Consider the following 19,081-nt stretch of genomic DNA (forward strand, 5'->3'; position numbering starts at 1 on the left):
AAAGCCTCCACTTAGGAGGCTTTTTTATTTCGACAGATTATTTACCTGTTTGATAATTCGGTTGTGGTACAGCCGTTGACGCTTGATATGGGTGGGTAAAGTCGTTTAAACCTGCAGCTGCTTCCTGAATATCTTTACCTTCTTTAATGACGAAAGTATCAAAACCAGAACGCTTCATATAATTTAAAACGTCTTTGAATACATCACCTGTTGCACGAAGTTCGCCTTGGAAGCCTTGGCGACGCAATAGTGCAGCAAATGAATAACCACGACCATCATTAAAGCCTGCAAACTCGATAAAAATAGCATCAAGCTGATCAAGTGGGAATTCATTGCTTTCAGGTGACGCATTAACGGTTAAGTACAATGCTTTTTTACCTGAAATGTTAGCAATTTGATCTAACTGCTCAACGGTGAGAACGACATCACCTTGCGGCAATACACCATCTTCACCAATCAATTGGTAAGTATTGTCTGCAATCGTGCCATCTTTAGAGAGCACTTGTAGTGCGGTATTAAGCATATGCGCGCTCCTTAAATGGTTGAATGCCGACACGGCGATAGGTATCAATAAACTCTTCGCCTTCCTGACGCAAATCAAGATAAGTGTTTAGAATTTCTTCCACGACATCAGGAATACGATCTGCTGCAAATGATGGCCCTAAGATATCACCAATTGATGCATCATGGTCGGCATTACCACCTAGGGTAATTTGGTAGAATTCAGCGCCTTTTTTATCTACACCCAAAATACCAATGTTACCGACATGGTGATGACCACACGCGTTCATACAACCTGAGATGTTCAGATCCAATTTACCTAAGTTGTAAATCGTATCTAAGTCATCAAAACGGCGTGAAATTGCTTCAGAAATTGGAATAGATTTCGCATTGGCCAATGAACAGAAGTCACCGCCTGGGCAGCAAATAATATCGGTTAAGAAACCAATATGCGCACGCGCCAAGTTTGCTTGATCTAGCGTTTGCCAAAGTTCAAACAAATCTTTTTGTGGTACATCAACAAGCGCAATGTTTTGCTCATGCGTAGTACGTAATTCACCGAAGGTGTACTTGTCTGCCAGGTCTGCAATCAAGTTCATTTCTTCAGTAGTCACATCACCCGGTGCAACGCCTGCACGTTTGAGTGAAATGGTTACAATACGGTAGCCTTTCACTTTATGCGCATTGGTATTGATATTGAACCATTGCTTGAATTTTGGATGTGCAGCAAATAGTTCAGTGAAATCTTCATCGGCATAATCTTGGTAGTCAAATGGCGTAAAGTTTTCATCCATTTTCGCCAAAGTTTCTGCATCGATTTTCAATGTTTTAATCGTATGCGCGAATTCAGCTTCAACTTTCTCAGCAAACACTTCAGGTGTTAAAGCTTTAACTAAGATTTTGATACGTGCTTTATATTTGTTGTCACGACGACCATGCAAGTTATACACGCGAAGCACTGCCTCTAGGTAAGCAATTAAGTCTTCACGTGGCAAGAACTCACGAATAAAGCTACCGATGACAGGTGTACGGCCTAAACCACCACCGACTTTGATTTTGTAACCAATTTCGCCTGCTTCATTTTTCACGATATATACACCAATATCGTGGAATGCAGTTGCTGCACGGTCAATTTCTTCTAATGCAGATACCGCAATCTTGAACTTACGTGGCAAGAAAGCAAATTCAGGATGGAAAGTTGACCACTGACGAATCAATTCACAGGTTGGACGTGGATCCGCAATTTCACCTGCAACCACACCTGCATATTGGTCAGTTGTGGTATTACGAATACAGTTACCTGAAGTTTGAATCGCATGCATTTGTACTGATGCCAACTCTGCCAACATATCCGGTACGTTTTCTAACGCAGGCCAGTTAAATTGGAAGTTTTGACGCGTTGAAACGTGCGCATAACCACGGTCATACTCTTTTGCCAATTCCGCAATTTTACGTAATTGTTTTGAGTTCATTAAGCCATATGGCACCGCTACACGCAGCATCGGTGCATAACGCTGAACATAAAGACCATTTTGAAGGCGGAGTGGACGGTATTCATCTTCCGTCAATTTACCCGCTAAATAACGTTCCGTTTGGTCACGGAACTGTGCAACACGTTCATTAATCAGTTGCTGATCGAAATCAGTATATAAATACATGGCGTACAGCTAGTAGTTTCTATTATATCGTGGGCAAGGATAACGAGATTAAATCTATCAATAAAATGCTTTTTTTACATATTTAATAGCGGTTTTATTGATAAGCCTAAATCAAAATCAATGATTTCAGTATTTGCTGTAAATTTTCTACTATTTATCTAATAATGATTTATTTTTTAGATCTTTAGCATTTTTTATCATAAGCAAATGTTTAATCAGTAGCTCGAATGATTTGTTTACCAATCATCCGATTCACCCAAGTTTTGACCGATGAATTCATAACGTATTTTTGAACGTGAAAATTTAATCGGACAAGCAAGCTGTTGTTCAAATTCCGAACTATTTTCTCGTCTAGGTACTTGGACTGTCCAATCACGTTCTTGTGCTAGTTCTGAATGCAAAGCTTCCTCCAATCTCAATACGGGTTCCACACAAACATCATGGTGTTGGAAAATATCCTGCCAGTCCTGCAAGGACTTGGTTTTGATTTTGTCCTGGATCGCTTGTTTGACTATAGCTTGATCTTTGAGCTGATAGGTTAGCCCTTTTTCAATAAGGATCGGCAAATCTAAGATTTGAGCCAAACCGGATAAAAACTGTGGCTCTAAACTTCCAATTGCTAAATAACGCTGATCCAAAGTCTCATAATAGTCATAGAACGTGCCGCCATTTAAGTGACTTGATTCAGGTCTCGCTTGTTGTTTGGCAGCAAGGCTTGCTGCTGCAGCCATATTATTTAAAGGGACTGCGCAATCAGTTATCGAAATATCAATATATTGTCCTCTACCGCTTTTATGTCGTTCAATGACTGCGGCCAAGATTGCAACCATCGCATGCATTGAACCGCCCGCAATATCGGCAATTTGAATCCCTAATGCGGGCGGACGTTCACCCACCCGACCGCTATGCCCTGCAATCCCAGACAATGCCAAATAATTAATATCGTGTCCGGCTTTATCTTTATATGGACCTGTTTGACCATATCCAGTGATCGAACAATAGATGAGGCGCGGATTAATTTCTGAAAGTTCCGCATAGTCCAATCCTAGGCGTTGCATTACCCCAGGACGAAATTGCTCTATCACAATATCGTAATCCGAAATTTTACTTTTAATGAGATTAATATTCTTCGGATCTTTTAAATCCAAGGCAACAGACTGCTTATTTCGGTTCAAATAATTGTGTGAAACTGCTTGCCCATAGTTGAATGGTGGCATCAGCCTGAGTAAATCTGGTCGATTTGGTGATTCGATATGAACAACTGTTGCTCCCATGTCTGCCAAGTACATACTGGCAAAGGGCCCAGGTAAAAGTGTAGAAAAATCGAGGACTTTGAGACCGTCTAGTGCAAAATTCATTGGAGTATTTACTCTAATTATGTTGATTTTTTATCCATCTTACGAATATAAATGAGGCTTTACAATGTCATGTTCAGCCATTTACCTTGATCATTTCGGCAATTTAATATTGTCACAAATGGCAAATCAGATTTTGTAAATTGCCATTGCATTGTTATTTTTTGTCAATTAGGTCAAATATTAGTGAACATTAAAGAGACTGAAGGATTAAACGTTAGTCGCGATACGATCAGTATTCATTTCGTCAACGCAGCTTTATCTGGCGTGAAACGCCTTGGCATGGATGTCGATACTTTATTGTCTCATGTTGGCATTGAGGCTGAACTTTTGCATCAACCTAAAGCCCGTATTTCACCTGAACAATATACCCGTTTCATTAAAATGTTATGGATGGTGACACAAGACGAACATGTCGGCTTCGACAGTCAACCTCGTCGTTTAGGTACCTTTGCCATTATGTGTCAACTAATTATCCATGCAAAAACCTTAGGCGATGCACTCGAACTGTCTTCTCAGTTCTATAAGTTATTTGGTGATGATTGGGCAGTAACCTTAGAGCGTGATAAGCATGAAGCACGTTTGGTACCGCAAATTCCAGCAAGCATGGATCCAGATCATTTCATTACTGAAAGTATGCTGATGATTTGGCATGGTTTGGCTTCTTGGCTAATTGAACGTCGCTTACCTTTGGAACGTGTACATTTTAGTTATCCACGTCCAAACCATGCAGATGAATACGATGCGCTTTTCTTTGCACCTGTGATGCAATTTGATGCACCGCGTACAGAGATCACTTTTGCAGCCGATTATTTAGACCTACCTATTCGTCAAAACGAAGAAACCTTGGAAGAATTCCTTAAAGCTGCTCCTGCTCAACTGTTAGTGAAATTCAAAAATACCAACTCGCTTACTTCACGTATTCGTGATGTGTTAAAGAGCCAAATTGGCGAAGAAATGCCAACACTGAACGATGTTGCATCGATGCTGTATTTATCTCCGCAAACCTTGCGTCGTCGTTTAGCGGCTGAAGGCAAGAGCTATCAAGGTGTGAAAGATGCACTACGTCGTGATGCTGCGATTCATTTGTTACTAAACCCGTCTTTAACACTTGAAGATGTCGCTCAGCAAGTGGGTTTTAGTGAAACCAGTACCTTCCACCGCGCATTTAAGAAGTGGACAGGCGTAACACCGGGGCTATACCGTCAATTACACGGTTACCATTAATTTAAAAATCACCCTTCTCCTGCCCAAGCCTCAAAACTTGGGCTTTTTTTATTGGCAAAAATCACCAAATGATCTGATCCGTTCTCGTCATTGCACATCAAAAATTAATCATTACACTCAATAGCAACAATAATTTTTAAAATACGACAAGGATAAAGCGATGAGCGAAGCCTATATCATTGATGCCATTCGCACGCCGCGTGGCAAAGGCAAAAAAGATGGATCTTTACATGAAGTCAAACCGATTTCTTTACTCACAGGTTTACTCAATGAACTGCAAGCCCGCCATCAATTTGACACCTCAAAAGTCGATGATATCGTGCTTGGCTGCGTGACACCGATTGGTGATCAAGGTGCAGATATCGCAAAAACGGCCGCAATTGCAGCCGGTTGGGATAATGATGTCGCAGGCGTTCAAATTAACCGTTTTTGTGCATCAGGTTTAGAAGCTGTTAATTTAGCAGCACAAAAAGTGCGTTCAGGTTGGGAAGATTTAGTGGTCGCAGGTGGTGTAGAGAGCATGTCCCGTGTACCAATGGGTAGTGATGGTGGTCCTTGGGCACTCGATCCTGAAACCAATATGGCCTGCGATTTTATTCCACAAGGTATTGGTGCGGACTTAATTGCGACCATTGATGGCTATACACGAACTAATGTCGATGAGTTTGCAGCCGATTCGCAAAAAAAAGCCGCAGCGGCACAAGCCAATGGCTACTTTAACCAATCAGTGGTTCCTGTCAAAGATAAAGCGGGCGTCATCATTTTAGAAAAAGATGAGTTTATTAAACCAACGACAACTGTAGAAGGCTTAGCCAAGCTTAATCCAAGCTTTGCCATGATGGGACAAATGGGGTTCGATGCTATTGCCTTACAAAAATATCCTGAAGTAGGACAAGTCAATCATGTCCATCATGCAGGGAACTCCTCTGGTATTGTTGATGGTGCTGCAGTCGTACTCCTTGCATCAGAAAAAGCAGTCAAAGAACAAAATTTAAAACCACGTGCCAAAGTGTTAGCAACTGCACTCGTAGGGACTGATCCAACGATCATGCTGACCGGTCCTGCTCCAGCTGCACGCAAAGCCTTAGAAAAAGCAGGTTTAAGCATTGAGGATATTGACCTATTTGAAGTGAATGAAGCCTTTGCTGCGGTGGTCATGCATTTTATTAAGGAACTGAACGTTGACCCAAGCAAAGTTAATGTCAATGGCGGTGCGATTGCCATGGGCCATCCACTCGGAGCTACAGGTGCGATGATTTTGGGGACATTGCTGGATGAGTTAGAACGTCAGGGTAAAAAGCGTGGACTCGCAACACTTTGTGTCGGTGGCGGTATGGGTATCGCAACCATTATTGAGTTGGTATAAGGAGAATCATAATGAGCGCCATTCAATTTGAAAAAAACGCCGACAATATTGTCATCTTAACGCTAGATTCTCCAAACCAATCTGCCAACACCATGAATGCAGATTTTCGTCAGGCACTGAGCACAACTGTTGAACAACTCAAAGCTGATGAAAATATCGCAGGCATCATTTTCCGTTCCAATAAAAAAACCTTCTTTGCCGGTGGAGATTTAGACGAGCTGATTCAGGCTAAACCTGAAAACGCCACTGAATTTTTCCACATGATTGAAGATTTAAAAGCCAATTTACGTTACATCGAAACCCGTGACATTCCCGTAGTTGCAGCTCTGAATGGCACGGCTTTGGGCGGTGGCTGGGAACTCGCTTTAGGCTGTCATTATCGTATTGCGTTAAATGACCCAAAAACCAAATTTGGTTTACCTGAAGTCACGTTAGGCTTACTACCAGGTGGCGGTGGGATTGTGCGCATGGTGCGCTTATTAGGCTTACAAAATGCGTTGCCTTATTTAATAGAAGGCAAACAATTTGGCGTAGACAAAGCCAAAAGCTTAGGTTTAATTCATGATACGGCTGAAACATCAGAGGAACTTTTGGAAAAGGCCCTAACTTGGATCAAAGCCAATCCAAAATCGGCACAGCCCTTTGATGTCAAAGGCTATAAAATTCCAGGAGGAAGTCCATCCTCTCCAGCCGTGGCGCAGATGCTCGCCATTGCCCCTGCTATGCTACGTGATAAAACAAAAGGGTGTTATCCTGCGCCCGAAGCCATTCTTTCAGCTGCTGTTGAAGGTGCTCAAGTCGATCTCGATACAGCACTCACCATTGAATCACGTTACTTTACCTATCTTGCCACCGGTCAAATTTCTAAAAATATGATTGGCACTTTCTGGCATGGTCTCAATGCGATTAAATCCGGTGCAAGCCGCCCTCAAAATATTGAACGTTGGAAAGCACAAAAAGTCGGTATTTTAGGTGCTGGAATGATGGGTGCCGGTATTACCTATGTCACTGCATCTAAAGGTATTTCGGTTGTCCTTAAAGATGTATCGATAGAGGCTGCAGAAAAAGGTAAAGCCTATAGCCAAAAACTACTTGATAAAAAAGTATCTCAAGGTCGTTTAAGCACGGAACAGCGTGATCAGATTCTTGCACTTATTCAAACCACAGCCCAGGCAAGCGATTTACAAAGCTGCGACTTAATCATTGAAGCAGTCTTTGAAAATCCTATGCTGAAAGCACAAGTCACCCAAGAAACTGAAAGTTACTTAACTGAAAATGGCATATTTGCCTCAAATACCTCAACTTTACCCATTACAGAGTTAGCTCAGGCATCAAAGAATCAAGCCAACTTTATAGGTTTACACTTCTTTAGCCCTGTCGATAAAATGCAATTGGTAGAAATCATCAAAGGCAAACAGACCTCCGCCGAGACACTCGCTAAAGCCTTTGACTTTGTTCAGCAAATTGGAAAAACGCCAATTGTGGTCAATGACAGCCGTGGTTTCTTCACCAGTCGTGTATTTGGCACCTTCGTTCAGGAAGGTTTACGCTTACTTGCCGAAGGCGTACACCCTGCCCATATTGAAATGGCAGCACTCAAAGCAGGTATGCCTGTAGGACCACTTGCTATTCAGGATGAGGTCTCTTTAACACTTTCTGAACACGTTGCCACTGAAGCACGTAAAGCCTTACAAGCTCAAGGCAAAGATCTATCTTTGTCGAGTGCAGATGACGTTATTCATACCATGATTCATGAGTTTGGACGTAAAGGCAAAGCTGCAGGTGCGGGTTTCTATGATTATCCTGAAGGTGGTAAAAAACAGCTTTGGGAAGGCTTAAAGCATTGGACTAAAGACCATGATCTTTCAGAACAAGAAATGATTGACCGTTTCCTGTTTGTTCAGGCTTTAGACAGTTTACGTTGTCTAGAAGAAGGTGTCTTAGTATCTGCCAATGATGGTAATGTCGGTTCCATTTTTGGTATTGGTTTCCCTGCATGGACTGGCGGTGCAATTCAATTTTTAAACCAATACGGTTTATCGAAAGCCCTTGCCCGCGCAAATGTGCTTGAGAAAAAATACGGCGCTCGTTTTAAAGCATCGCAATTATTAATCGATCGTGCACGCAGCGAACACCATATCTAATCTATCTATAAAAAAAAGAGGGGTATATTGCCCCTCTTTTTTTATTAAATGCTTAATTCCATATAAAAACTATGTGTTTAAGCATTAAACATAAAAATCACAGTCTATTTGTGTTATAACAAGTTATTAGCTTACGTTATCTTTTGTTAGGATCGGCTTTATGAGCGATACATCTTCTGCTAAAAAATCACTATTACGTTCACCTGCCGTTTATATCGCAGTGATTCTTAGCTGTTTATTTTTAGGATTTTTCTATTTGGCTGTGACCAATGAACCAGATTATATGCCAAGTCAGCAAAATAAGAATGCACATGCTACGCATCAAGCTGCGCCAAGCTCTAGTTCAGAACCAACAGCAAGCGAAATGGGCATGACAGAAGAAGAACATGCAAATATGGACAGTAATCAAGAAACAAGTGCTGCACATGGACACTAATGTTTAGATCTAAAAAAAGCGAGATAATCATCTCGCTTTTTTATTGTTTTTAATCCGTCTTAGTCATTTGTAAATACATATCTATATGTGGAATACCACAATCTAAGTATTCTTGCCCTTGAACTTGAAAACCAAGACCCTCATAAAAACCAAGCGCATGCACTTGTGAAGATAATTGCAGAAATGGTCTGTATTCTTGCTTGGCAAAATCGATGATAAATTGCATCAATTGCTGACCAATATGAAGACCACGATAGTCTCTTAAAACTGCAACGCGTCCAATATGGTGATCTAGCAACAAACGTGCAGTTGCGACAGGCTGCTCACCTACATACACCACAAAATGTTCAGATACGGCATCCATCTCATCCCATTCATCTTCAGGCTGAATGTTTTGCTCTTGAATAAACACCGCCTCACGAATAGCTTTGGCATCTTTCATCAAAACCTGCCAAGTACCCGAACGGATGAAGAATTCTGCTGTCATCAACATTTACATCCAATATCTTGCTGATCCCACTCGCCTTTTAGCAATAATTCCAGCGAATGTTTTTGAATACCATACATTTCCTTTAAGGCTTGGATTTGTTCCATCACCTCAGGATCAGGTTCAGTCACATTTTTACGCTTCGTTGCCAAGATCATTTTATTTTTACTTGTATGCTCAAGTGCCACAAATTCAAACACTTTGGTTTCGTAGCCATAAGCTTTGAGTAAAAGAGCACGAATCGTATCGGTGAGCATTTCTGCTTGTTGTCCGGCATGAATACCAAATTGCAACATTGGCGCGAGCACTTTAGGCGCCTGTAACTGTGGACGTAATTCTTTATGACAACACGGCGCACACATAATCATTTGTGCATTTAAGCGAATCCCGGTATGAATCGCAAAATCAGTTGCAACATCACACGCATGCAATGCAATCATCACATCGAGTCGTTCAGGCTCGTAAGTTCTTACATCACCTTGGAAAAATTTTAGCTGATTAAAACCGGATTGATCCGCGACATTTTGGCAAAACTCGACCATTTTCGGATTCAGCTCTACCCCTGTCACATTCGGGGTCTGACCATGCTTTTGCATATAGTCATATAACGCACAGGTTAAATAGCCTTTACCCGAACCAAAGTCCACCACACGCAAGGCATGATCATCAGCTTGAATCTGACTAAGCGCACCAGAAAAAATTTCAACAAATTTATTAATCTGTTTCCATTTACGCGCCATGCTTGGAATGACTTGGGCTTTGGCATCGGTAACACCTAAGTGCTGTAAGAAGCTCGCATCCTGATCGACATAGCGCTGTTTAATACGGTCGTGTCCCTGCTCGAGCGGCTTTTTAACTTCAGTTTTAGTTTTGCTGCGTGTAAGCATGGCTTTCTTTTTATTCTTTTTAAGCTGTAACTCTTCTGTCATTGAAAATAAATTGGCTTGTTTACTCGCGAGCAGCATTACACCAACCACAGTTTCAGCCTGTGCTAAGGGATAGTTTTTGGTGACGTCTTGAGTCTTATACCGATACAGACATTGCAACACTTGCTCGCCTTGTAAGTGAATCACCCGCCAAGTCATTTTCTCTAAATCTTGGAGTTCGCCTTTATATTGGCTTAGAATTAAACGATCAAAACTTTGTGTTTCAATGGCTTGAACAAATGCTGCGAGAAATTCTTGCTCTTGTGGGAAAGGAGAAGCCAAAGACGACATAATAAAAGCCTAGTGTAAGTTACATTTCAATTTTAAATCTTCTTACACTAAATGCAAAATTGAATTACTATACAGTTGTATATTTATAAAGTTGGTTGCTTATGAACGCTCCACTGGTACAAGATTATTATCCACGAGAAGAACAAATCAATGCTTGGACACATGCAATTGGTGCTGTTGCAGCATGCTTTGCTGCTGCCATGATGATTATCAAAGGTTCGTACTTGCCGACAGGACAATGGATCGGACTTTGGGTCTACGGTTTTAGCATGATTTTATTGTTTACCGGTTCGGCACTGTATCACTTCTGCAAAACACCAGAAAAAAGAGCGTGGTATAAAAAACTCGACCATACAGCCATCTATTATTTAATTGCAGGCACCTACACGCCCTTTCTTGCAATTGCGATTCCTACTGCAAAAGCCCACTATTTATTAATCGCACTTTGGGTCATTGCCCTCATTGGAACACTATTCAAGTTAATCTTCATCCATCGTTTTCAAAAGATTTCACTGGCTGCCTATTTGGTCATGGGATGGCTCGCAGTGCTTGTCATTGATGATATGCAACGCTTTTTATCTGAACAAGCATTAACTTATTTAGTCATTGGCGGTCTTTCTTACACGGTCGGTGCATTGTTTTATGCATTAAAAAGAGTAAGATATACCCACGCTATCTGGCATATTTTTGTATTGATAGGCGCAGGATCACAATTTCTGTCTATCTATCTCTACGTGATTTAATCATCTCTTTCTTCATTCAGTGACCCTGAACGAGTCGAATCGAGAAGATTGCCGTTGTTTTTTTAAGAAATTACGCCTTTTTTTAAAAAGATTACGCTTTTAAAACTAAGTTTTTTTATTTTTAGTAAGTGTAAGGTCCTTCATGGCGTCATCAAATTCAGCTGCAACTCAAGAAGTAGCTACAAATTCAAAATATCGTGTACTTACAGCCAGTCTTGTAGGTACGACTATCGAATTCTTCGATTTCTATATTTACGCCACTGCGGCTGTAATTATTTTCCCGCATTTGTTCTTCCCTGCAAGTACAGATCCAACGACCGCCACAATTCAGTCTCTTGCAACATTCGCAATTGCCTTTATTGCACGTCCAATTGGTGCTGCCGTGTTTGGACACTTAGGTGACCGAATCGGTCGTAAAGCCACCTTGGTTGCCGCCCTGTTGACCATGGGTCTATCGACTGTCTGTATCGGTTTACTTCCAACCTATGCACAAGTGGGTATTGCTGCACCGCTTATGCTTGCACTTTGCCGTTTAGGTCAAGGTTTGGGTCTTGGTGGTGAATGGTCTGGTGCTGTACTTCTAGCGACAGAAAATGCACCTGAAGGTAAACGTGCTTGGTACGGTATGTTCCCTCAACTCGGTGCACCAATCGGCTTCATCTTGGCTACAGGCTCATTCTTGACCCTTGGCGCATTAATGTCTGAAGAAGCATTCATGACTTGGGGCTGGCGTATTCCGTTTATCTCAAGTGCCATCTTAGTGATTATGGGTCTTTGGATCCGTTTGAAACTGCATGAAACGCCTGCATTCCAAAAAGTACTGACTAAGCAAAAAGAAGTAAACGTACCGTTTAAAGAAGTGATTGTAAAACACTGGGGTATGTTGATTCTGGGTACGATTGCGGCGGTTTGTACTTTCGTTGTGTTCTACCTCACAACCGTATTTGCGCTGAACTGGGGTACAACAAAACTTGGTTATAGCCGTGCCGAATTCTTGGAATTACAGCTCGTTGCAACACTCTGCTTTGCTGCATTCATTCCGCTTTCTGCTGTATTTGCCGAAAAATTTGGTCGTAAAACTACCTCTATCGCTGTGTGCGTAATTTCTGCATTGTTCGGCCTTGTATTCTCAAGCATGCTGGAATCAGGTAGCACGGTTGTGGTGTTCTTGTTCTTATGTATCGGCTTAGCGATCATGGGCTTAACTTATGGTCCAATCGGTACTGTATTGTCGGAAATTTTCCCAACATCTGTACGCTATACAGGTTCAGCACTGACTTTCAACTTAGCTGGTATTTTAGGGGCTTCATTTGCGCCATTAATCGCAACAAAACTTGCAACTGATTATGGTCTTTATGCAGTAGGTTATTACCTTTCTGCGGCATCTATTCTTTCACTTTTAGCATTCTTGCTGATCCGTGAAACAAAACATGATGATGTAAACAATCAAATTTGATAGTTACATCGCATTAATGAAAGCCAACGTGTTGACGTTGGCTTTTTTTATTCTAAAAAACAAAAACTTGAAACAAAAAACAGATATAACTTACTGATTAATTGATCAATACTATTTCCTAAATATACAAGAACAAAGGACAAACGTATGCATCAACATCTATTAAAAATAAGTCCAGAACAACTCCAACAACTTGTGTCATTCATCGACCAAAATCAACGTGCCGAAGCCATCGATTATATTGCGGAGGAAACTTCACTTAACCAAATTCAGGCACTTCGTGTGATTGAAGTCATTCAAAATGAACGTGAAACTATTTTTGATGAACATACAGTCGCTTACGAAAATCAACCGGAAGAAATTTTTGATGAGAATATTTCACCCTTAGAAAATCAGGCTGAAACGGTTGTAGACATAACATTAAGTTCAAAAGAAGAATATTCAGAAAATACGCTGACGACTCAAGATGAAACATCCAATTCCGACTTGAATATTGAACCATCTCAAGAACATTTAACGACTCAAGCGCAAACAACTGAATCGATTCAAGCCCCTATTTTTGAACACAATGCAACATCAGATACTCAAACGATTGAACCAGAATTACCACTCTTTGCCAGTGAAACAGTCGCAACAGCATTGAAAGATTCCGATACGCACGAACAGCAACATTATGTGGCGGATGTCGTAGATCATATTCAAAGTGATAACCATAAAAACCTAATGATTATTGGCGCTGTATTTGTCGTAGTTCTGGCTATTCTCATTTGGGCAATGAGTTAAATCAGTTCAATCATATCAATCGTTGGCGGTACACGGAATCGGAATGGAACGCCGACCATTCCTGTACCGACCGTCACAAAGACATCGGCATGTTCATGGCGATACAAGCCCTTCTTATGCCCCAAGATAGACACTTTCTTCATGACATAATCCGTGAGCCATGGCAACTCGACCTGCCCCCATGGGTGTGACCAGCAAGCATTAATGGGCGATTCGGCAATTTAGGCACCATATCGACGGTATCGGGATTGTGCGACAGAATCACCCAAGGTTTATCTTGTGGTAAATCTGGCATAAAGCGCATATCGGCTTTACCTGCCCATAAATCACCAATACCAATCAGTCGAAACTCTTCAAAATCGACTACTTGCCCTTCAATATCCATGACCTGATTTTCTTCCAGTGCTTGTTTTAACAAAGCTTGAATTGGAGGTCCTGGGTATTGTTCATCATGGTTCCCATTTACGGAATAGACCGGTGCTTGAATCTCTTTTAATACAGCCAATTCTTCTACAAGTTTGTTTTCAGGCTCATAGGTCCAATCCCCTGCGACAACCACAAGGTCTGGCTGCTCAGCATTTAATTTTTCCACAATAAGTTTCAGTTGCTTTTCTCGACCAGAGAACAACCCGATATGAAGGTCTGCAATCAGCGCAATTTTAACAGGTCGATTCAGTGAGGCATCTTGTAGAATTTGGTACTGGGTATGCTGAACCTGGATCTGATGTGGCTCGATAAACCGCGCATAAATCATTACGCCAGTAATAAGGAAGATAAAGATCGATTCATGCCATGAGTAATAGCCAATAAACCCTGCAATTAAACTAAAAAGAAACAGAGGAATCAGCAAATATGAAAGATAATATGCCAACAAATGGACGAAAGCTTTTAAAGGATGAATCGTTTCGGTGTTCGCCTGACTCCTCCACGCTTGCACAATAGCCCACACCGCCAATAGTGCGAATGAAGCCCAGAACAAATAGACAAGCGTTGTTGTTAAAGTCATGTTGCGTTTACACCCTCGTCGAATATCGTTTCATTATTTATCTTTTCACAGCTGCCCCTTATACTCAAACCTTATTTTAGATTCATCGAGCTCTATGGCCACTCCAGATTGTTTTAACGCGCGAGCGAGTTCTTCTTCCCGATTATCTGGCTCTCGTAAAGCCCAGATATTATTGGCTTTTAGTTTAAGTTTAGGGTTATCGGCATGTAGTACCCTGCCCAAGCAAGTCGAATTAAAACAACATATGGCTTTTGAGCGTGATACCTCACAAACATCGCTTGCCAAAATTATTGAACCATTACGCAATAAAAATATTGGCTTAACGGGTTATCACGTTTTATATGATCCCCTTGAAGCTTTAGCCGCCCGCATTCAGCTAATTCATAAGGCAGAGAAAACTTTAGATCTGCAATACTACATTTGGGATAACGATAAAATTGGCGCGATGGCATTGAATGCCATTATTCAAGCTGCAGATCGTGGCGTGCATGTCCGCCTACTCATAGATGATAATAATGCCAAGAAAATGGAAGGGATTTACCTCGCCCTAGACCAACATCAAAATATTGATGTGCGTTTATATAATCCATACCGCTTCCGCCAATATCGCCCAATGGATATGGTGCTCGATTTAAAACGTATTAATCGACGTATGCATAACAAGAGCTTTATTGTCGATAATCAGATTGCCCTGATTGGCGGTCGCAACATGAGCAATCAATACTATAACGTCAGTGACACGTATCAGTTCTCTGATGTTGATGTGCTATTGGTCGGTGCAGCCTCTGATGAAATTATTCATTCCTTTGATGAATACTGGAATGATGAATATGCCTATAGCGTGAAAACTATTGTCAATCCACGCCATTACACCCTACGCTACGACAGCCTGAAGCAACAATTGGATGATTATAATCACGAAGCAACGGTTCAGAATTATCTTGATCTCGCCAATCGTTCACAGCGATTTAATCAGTGGTTAGATCACAGCATTGATTTAGATTGGGTGGAAGCTGAGGTGGTCAAAGATCACCCAAGCAAGATCAAATCAAAAGCTAAGAAAGAAGAACATCTCAATTTCCAACTGTTACAGCATTTAGAAAAGCCAGAACACAGCATTGATATTGTTTCTGCCTATTTTGTACCTGAGAAAAAAGGTGCTGATCGCCTGATCAATGTTGCAAATGACAAGGTTGAAGTTCGCGTATTAACCAATTCATATAAAGCCAATGACGTTCCCTTAGTACATGCTTTTTATGCAAAATATCGTCAACGGCTTTTAGAAAATAATGTGCAACTCTATGAGTTTCTATCTGCGCCTGAAGCTCAGAACCTCAATGAAAATACCCAAGAAATTGCGGAAAAATCCAAAGTCAGTCTTAAAGGCTTAAGCCGTTCGAGCTTACATGCCAAACTGATGGCACTTGATGAGAAACAAGTATTTATTGGATCATTTAACTTTGACCCACGTTCGGCCTACTTAAATACCGAGATTGGTGTTTTACTGAATAGCCCGAAACTTGCACGTACTGTGCATGAAACCATGGATAAAAATTTAAGCAAGTTCGCTTATAAATTGGTTTTAGATACTGAAAATCAGATTAATTGGAAGATTAAAAAAACCAGTGGTGAAGTCAAAACTTACACCTCTGAACCCAGCATGAAATGGTATGAAAAAGCTGCCATGAAGTTTGTTTCTTGGTTGCCGATCGAAGGCTTTATGTAAAACTTCATTTAAAAAGCCGCTTATTGCGGCTTTTTTAATACACGTGACTGTAAATCTTTCAAACCAGATAGCATTTTTTCTTGCACCAGCGCCGTAAGACTTTCTACCGTATGACCTTCCACCTGTATAGCCGGTAATGCCAATAGATGGGCGGTTACTTTTGGCATCTCAAGGACATTTTGAACATGCGCTGCAAAACTAATATCATCAATGTACGGCGCAACTAAATCCAGTTCACCATTTTGATTCACATAGCAAATTAAACAAATCTGCACGGGTCGATTGGCTTCAATCGCTGCACCTAAAAGACGCCCATGAACCTTTTTAATCGAACGACCGTCAGACGTCGTCGCTTCCGGGAAGAATAAAACTGGGATATCTTGTTTTAAGAACCCTGTAATTTGTTCACGAATACGGATTGAATCGCCTGAACCCCGCTTGATAAAGAGCGTACCGCCCCCTTTCGCCAGCTTTCCTAATAATGGCCATTTTTCAATTTCAGCCTTTGCTAAAAAGAAAACACGGGTACCTGAACCCAAAACGGCGACATCCAACCATGACACGTGATTACTCACCCACAGTGCAGGCTCACGTGGAATATTGCCATGGACTTGTACTTCAATATTAAAGACTTTACAAAGCTGACGGCAGAAATACTGCACATAGCGCGTATTTTCTGCATGATTTGGATTTTTATACAAACGATAGCGATAGACCAAATAAAAGCCTTCAATAATGGCAACTAGCATCGCAAAAAATTTGTGAGTGTAGAGAAAAATTTTCTTAAAGCCTTTTATTTCAGGGCTTTGTTGTTCAACAATGGGCTTCATAAAAAATCACTAGTCTGTATCAATACAAGTAAACGTCCGTGTCGCGAATTTATTCTATACGCTTCATCACAAACATGCATTGATAATAAAAACCGTATAACGCGATCATCTAATTCAATTTAAATCTTAAAACCAAATCAAATACAATATATTTATCGTATTTTTAGATCAGACAAACTATGCACTTACATTCTTCTAGTTCATCAGCGCTTCCATCAAAAATGGCAACAGTGCTTTATCTTGCCTTTGGGACACTCTGCTATATGGGTATCTTCATCTTATTTGCTTACTTCTTCTCACTTACACTCTAAGACAAGATTTGCCTGTGTTTATGCTATCTGCACAGTATATTTTGCTCTAAACTAGAGTTTTAAAAGTGGAGATTCGCCTGCGTGGAACATATTGTGCATCAACAAAAACAAGAACGTGTCATCTTAGTCAGTATGACCGTACAAATGTTAGAAAATCTAGATGCCGACGAGTTTCACCTTTTAGCGACCTCTGCAGGTGCAGAAGTCATTGAACATCTGTTTGTCACTCGTGTTAAACCTGATGCCAAATACTTTATTGGTTCAGGTAAAGCGGAAGAAATTGCCACACAGGTTGAAGCACAAGACATTAGTTTAGTGATTTTTGATCACTCATTAACACCAGCTCAAGTACGTAACCTTGAACAAGTGATGAAATGTCGTGTGATTGACCGGACTGAACTCATCCTAGATATTTTCGCCTTACGTGCGCGTACCTACGAAGGTAAATTACAAGTTGAATTGGCTCAGCTACAGCATCTTTCCTCACGTTTAATTCGTAGCCGAGGCAACCTAGACAGTCAAAAAGGCGGGATTGGGCTACGGGGTCCAGGTGAAACATTACTTGAAACTGACCGTCGTTTACTTCGCGTGCGAATGGGCCAACTGAAAGCTCGTTTAGAAAAAGTCCGTCAGACGCGTGAACAAGGTCGTGTCGCTCGTCAAAAAGCAGCTGTTCCAACCGTGTCATTGGTCGGTTATACCAATGCGGGCAAATCTACTCTGTTTAATATTTTAGCGGGTAGTGATGTTTATGCAGCAAACCAATTATTCGCGACGCTAGATCCGACATTACGGCGTTTAGATTGGCAAGGGATTGGTACTGTTGTCCTTGCCGATACAGTGGGTTTCGTCCGTAATCTTTCCCACTCACTGGTGGAATCTTTTAAAGCGACCCTTGAAGAAACGCTTGAGGCGACCTTACTTCTGCATGTCATTGATTCAAGCAGCCCTGAAATGCTGGAGCAGATCGATGCAGTAGAACAAGTATTGAAAGAAATTGGTGTCGATGTGCCAATTTTAAGGGTATACAACAAAATCGATTGTACAGACGAAGAAGCAAAAATCATCTATGCATCAAAAGATGTTCCTGAACGGGTCTATGTTTCTGCACACCAAGGTTTAGGCTTAGACCTGTTAAGAAAAGCAGTACATCAATCTTTAATGGGCAATATTCAAAATTTCCAACTTACCTTACAACCCTCACACGGTAAATTGCGTAATCAACTTTATGCGCTCAATGTTATCCAGTCGGAACAATATGACGAGCAAGGTCATTTAATTTTAAACGTCCATATGGCAGCCTCGAAACTCGAGCAGCTCTTGCGTCAGGCGCATCTTTCACTCGTTGAAATTCTGGGTGAGCAAGCACGCCAATTTGAACGTCCACTTGAAGAGTTTGAAATCAAAGAGTAGATTGCTCTTACGTGATAAGTAAACTTTCGAATGATGCACAAATGAAATTTCTAAAGCATATTGATTGGCCTGCATGGATTGGCACGCTATTTTTAATTATTGCCTTCCGTGAAGGTGCTGTTTGGTTAATGACCATGATCAATCACCCAGAATTAGGGAATTTGGTTGGATTATTAAGTTTACTTGCAGTGCTTTTTTTATGGCGACGTTTTTCTAAAATTCCGGCTCGTTTGGTCGACACCAATAATAAAATTATGAAAGAAAGTGCTTTTGCCTTTCTCCCTGTCAGCGCTGGTGCATTAATGATGCTGGTACATATGGGACAAAAAATACCGGTGTTCTTAATTGTTCTTTGTGCAAGTACGCTGATTCCGCTTTGGGTATATGCCAAGATGGCAAAACGTTGGTTATAAGGACTTCAA

16 protein-coding genes and 1 pseudogene are annotated in these 19,081 nt (G+C 41.1%); 10 read left to right on the forward strand and 7 right to left on the reverse strand.

The window, feature by feature from the left end:
• Nucleotides 1-37: 37 nt before the first annotated feature.
• The 3 genes from A3K93_RS09560 to A3K93_RS09570 form a co-directional block, all read right to left on the reverse strand.
• The gene (locus A3K93_RS09560; protein WP_067731035.1) at nt 38-523 is read right to left on the reverse strand and encodes a DUF934 domain-containing protein; all 486 of its coding nucleotides are present in this window, start codon (nt 521-523) and stop codon (nt 38-40) included.
• The gene (locus tag A3K93_RS09565) at nt 516-2,159 is read right to left on the reverse strand and encodes a nitrite/sulfite reductase (RefSeq protein ID WP_067731036.1); all 1,644 of its coding nucleotides are present in this window, start codon (nt 2,157-2,159) and stop codon (nt 516-518) included. The genes A3K93_RS09560 and A3K93_RS09565 overlap by 8 nt, the downstream gene beginning before the upstream one ends.
• A gap of 236 nt (nt 2,160-2,395) precedes the next feature.
• Nucleotides 2,396-3,517, reverse strand: a complete 1,122-nt coding sequence (locus tag A3K93_RS09570) for a CaiB/BaiF CoA transferase family protein (RefSeq protein WP_067731037.1) — start codon at nt 3,515-3,517, stop codon at nt 2,396-2,398.
• A 183-nt stretch (nt 3,518-3,700) separates the two neighbouring features.
• On the opposite strand from A3K93_RS09570, the gene A3K93_RS09575 reads away from it, so the two are divergent.
• From A3K93_RS09575 to A3K93_RS09590, 4 genes are all read left to right on the forward strand, one after another.
• Nucleotides 3,701-4,741 carry an AraC family transcriptional regulator gene (locus tag A3K93_RS09575; protein ID WP_067731038.1) on the forward strand — a complete coding sequence of 347 codons (1,041 nt, stop codon included), beginning with the start codon at nt 3,701-3,703 and terminating at the stop codon, nt 4,739-4,741.
• 160 nt (nt 4,742-4,901) lie between these two features.
• Nucleotides 4,902-6,107, forward strand: a complete 1,206-nt coding sequence (locus tag A3K93_RS09580; protein ID WP_067731039.1) for an acetyl-CoA C-acetyltransferase — start codon at nt 4,902-4,904, stop codon at nt 6,105-6,107.
• Between the two features lie 11 nt (nt 6,108-6,118).
• Nucleotides 6,119-8,251 (forward strand): 3-hydroxyacyl-CoA dehydrogenase NAD-binding domain-containing protein, encoded by a 2,133-nt coding sequence (locus tag A3K93_RS09585; protein ID WP_067731040.1) that lies wholly within the window; start codon nt 6,119-6,121, stop codon nt 8,249-8,251.
• A gap of 160 nt (nt 8,252-8,411) precedes the next feature.
• Entirely contained in the window at nt 8,412-8,687 is a 276-nt protein-coding gene (locus tag A3K93_RS09590) for a hypothetical protein (RefSeq protein ID WP_067731041.1), read from the forward strand.
• A 49-nt stretch (nt 8,688-8,736) separates the two neighbouring features.
• Here the strand turns inward: A3K93_RS09590 and A3K93_RS09595 are convergent, their stop codons facing one another.
• A complete protein-coding gene (locus A3K93_RS09595; protein WP_067731042.1) occupies nt 8,737-9,180 on the reverse strand; it encodes a GNAT family N-acetyltransferase in 444 nt (147 codons plus the stop codon).
• Entirely contained in the window at nt 9,174-10,391 is a 1,218-nt protein-coding gene (locus tag A3K93_RS09600; protein WP_067731043.1) for a class I SAM-dependent methyltransferase, read from the reverse strand. The genes A3K93_RS09595 and A3K93_RS09600 overlap by 7 nt, the downstream gene beginning before the upstream one ends.
• A 101-nt stretch (nt 10,392-10,492) precedes the next feature.
• On the opposite strand from A3K93_RS09600, the gene trhA reads away from it, so the two are divergent.
• The 3 genes from trhA (at nt 10,493) to A3K93_RS09615 (ending at nt 13,373) form a co-directional block, all read left to right on the forward strand.
• Complete coding sequence (trhA, locus tag A3K93_RS09605) at nt 10,493-11,134, forward strand: PAQR family membrane homeostasis protein TrhA (protein ID WP_067731044.1); 642 nt, start codon at nt 10,493-10,495, stop codon at nt 11,132-11,134.
• Nucleotides 11,135-11,276: 142 nt separating this feature from the next.
• A complete protein-coding gene (locus A3K93_RS09610) occupies nt 11,277-12,590 on the forward strand; it encodes an MFS transporter (protein WP_067731045.1) in 1,314 nt (437 codons plus the stop codon).
• Between the two features lie 147 nt (nt 12,591-12,737).
• Complete coding sequence (locus tag A3K93_RS09615) at nt 12,738-13,373, forward strand: hypothetical protein (RefSeq protein WP_067731046.1); 636 nt, start codon at nt 12,738-12,740, stop codon at nt 13,371-13,373.
• On the opposite strand, the pseudogene A3K93_RS09620 reads toward A3K93_RS09615, so the two are convergent.
• Nucleotides 13,370-14,379 (reverse strand): annotated as a pseudogene (locus A3K93_RS09620) (metallophosphoesterase). The gene A3K93_RS09615 and the pseudogene A3K93_RS09620 overlap by 4 nt on opposite strands.
• A gap of 94 nt (nt 14,380-14,473) precedes the next feature.
• On the opposite strand from A3K93_RS09620, the gene A3K93_RS09625 reads away from it, so the two are divergent.
• Nucleotides 14,474-16,105: a phospholipase D family protein gene (locus A3K93_RS09625; protein ID WP_067731047.1), complete on the forward strand. Its 1,632-nt coding sequence runs from the start codon at nt 14,474-14,476 to the stop codon at nt 16,103-16,105.
• Nucleotides 16,106-16,125: 20 nt separating this feature from the next.
• Here the strand turns inward: A3K93_RS09625 and A3K93_RS09630 are convergent, their stop codons facing one another.
• Nucleotides 16,126-16,935 (reverse strand): lysophospholipid acyltransferase family protein, encoded by an 810-nt coding sequence (locus A3K93_RS09630; RefSeq protein WP_067731048.1) that lies wholly within the window; start codon nt 16,933-16,935, stop codon nt 16,126-16,128.
• Nucleotides 16,936-17,378: 443 nt separating this feature from the next.
• Between A3K93_RS09630 and hflX the strand changes: the two genes are divergently transcribed.
• Nucleotides 17,379-18,659 (forward strand): ribosome rescue GTPase HflX, encoded by a 1,281-nt coding sequence (gene hflX / locus A3K93_RS09635; protein ID WP_442855658.1) that lies wholly within the window; start codon nt 17,379-17,381, stop codon nt 18,657-18,659.
• Nucleotides 18,660-18,700: 41 nt separating this feature from the next.
• Nucleotides 18,701-19,072, forward strand: coding sequence for a hypothetical protein (locus tag A3K93_RS09640; protein WP_067731050.1), 372 nt, complete (start codon nt 18,701-18,703; stop codon nt 19,070-19,072).
• Nucleotides 19,073-19,081: the final 9 nt, after the last annotated feature.

This window comes from Acinetobacter sp. NCu2D-2 (genome assembly GCF_001647675.1).
GTDB lineage: Bacteria > Pseudomonadota > Gammaproteobacteria > Pseudomonadales > Moraxellaceae > Acinetobacter.

Bases quoted from the DNA above. Each gene is read 5' to 3' on its own strand.
- A3K93_RS09560 (WP_067731035.1), bottom strand. From the start codon at position 523: ATGCTTAATACCGCACTACAAGTGCTCTCTAAAGATGGCACGATTGCA.
- A3K93_RS09565 (WP_067731036.1), bottom strand. From the start codon at position 2,159: ATGTATTTATATACTGATTTCGATCAGCAACTGATTAATGAACGTGTT.
- A3K93_RS09570 (WP_067731037.1), bottom strand. From the start codon at position 3,517: ATGAATTTTGCACTAGACGGTCTCAAAGTCCTCGATTTTTCTACACTT.
- A3K93_RS09580 (WP_067731039.1), top strand. From the start codon at position 4,902: ATGAGCGAAGCCTATATCATTGATGCCATTCGCACGCCGCGTGGCAAA.
- A3K93_RS09585 (WP_067731040.1), top strand. From the start codon at position 6,119: ATGAGCGCCATTCAATTTGAAAAAAACGCCGACAATATTGTCATCTTA.
- A3K93_RS09590 (WP_067731041.1), top strand. From the start codon at position 8,412: ATGAGCGATACATCTTCTGCTAAAAAATCACTATTACGTTCACCTGCC.
- A3K93_RS09595 (WP_067731042.1), bottom strand. From the start codon at position 9,180: ATGTTGATGACAGCAGAATTCTTCATCCGTTCGGGTACTTGGCAGGTT.
- A3K93_RS09600 (WP_067731043.1), bottom strand. From the start codon at position 10,391: ATGTCGTCTTTGGCTTCTCCTTTCCCACAAGAGCAAGAATTTCTCGCA.
- trhA (WP_067731044.1), top strand. From the start codon at position 10,493: ATGAACGCTCCACTGGTACAAGATTATTATCCACGAGAAGAACAAATC.
- A3K93_RS09610 (WP_067731045.1), top strand. From the start codon at position 11,277: ATGGCGTCATCAAATTCAGCTGCAACTCAAGAAGTAGCTACAAATTCA.
- A3K93_RS09615 (WP_067731046.1), top strand. From the start codon at position 12,738: ATGCATCAACATCTATTAAAAATAAGTCCAGAACAACTCCAACAACTT.
- A3K93_RS09625 (WP_067731047.1), top strand. From the start codon at position 14,474: ATGGCCACTCCAGATTGTTTTAACGCGCGAGCGAGTTCTTCTTCCCGA.
- A3K93_RS09630 (WP_067731048.1), bottom strand. From the start codon at position 16,935: ATGAAGCCCATTGTTGAACAACAAAGCCCTGAAATAAAAGGCTTTAAG.
- hflX (WP_442855658.1), top strand. From the start codon at position 17,379: ATGACCGTACAAATGTTAGAAAATCTAGATGCCGACGAGTTTCACCTT.
- A3K93_RS09640 (WP_067731050.1), top strand. From the start codon at position 18,701: ATGAAATTTCTAAAGCATATTGATTGGCCTGCATGGATTGGCACGCTA.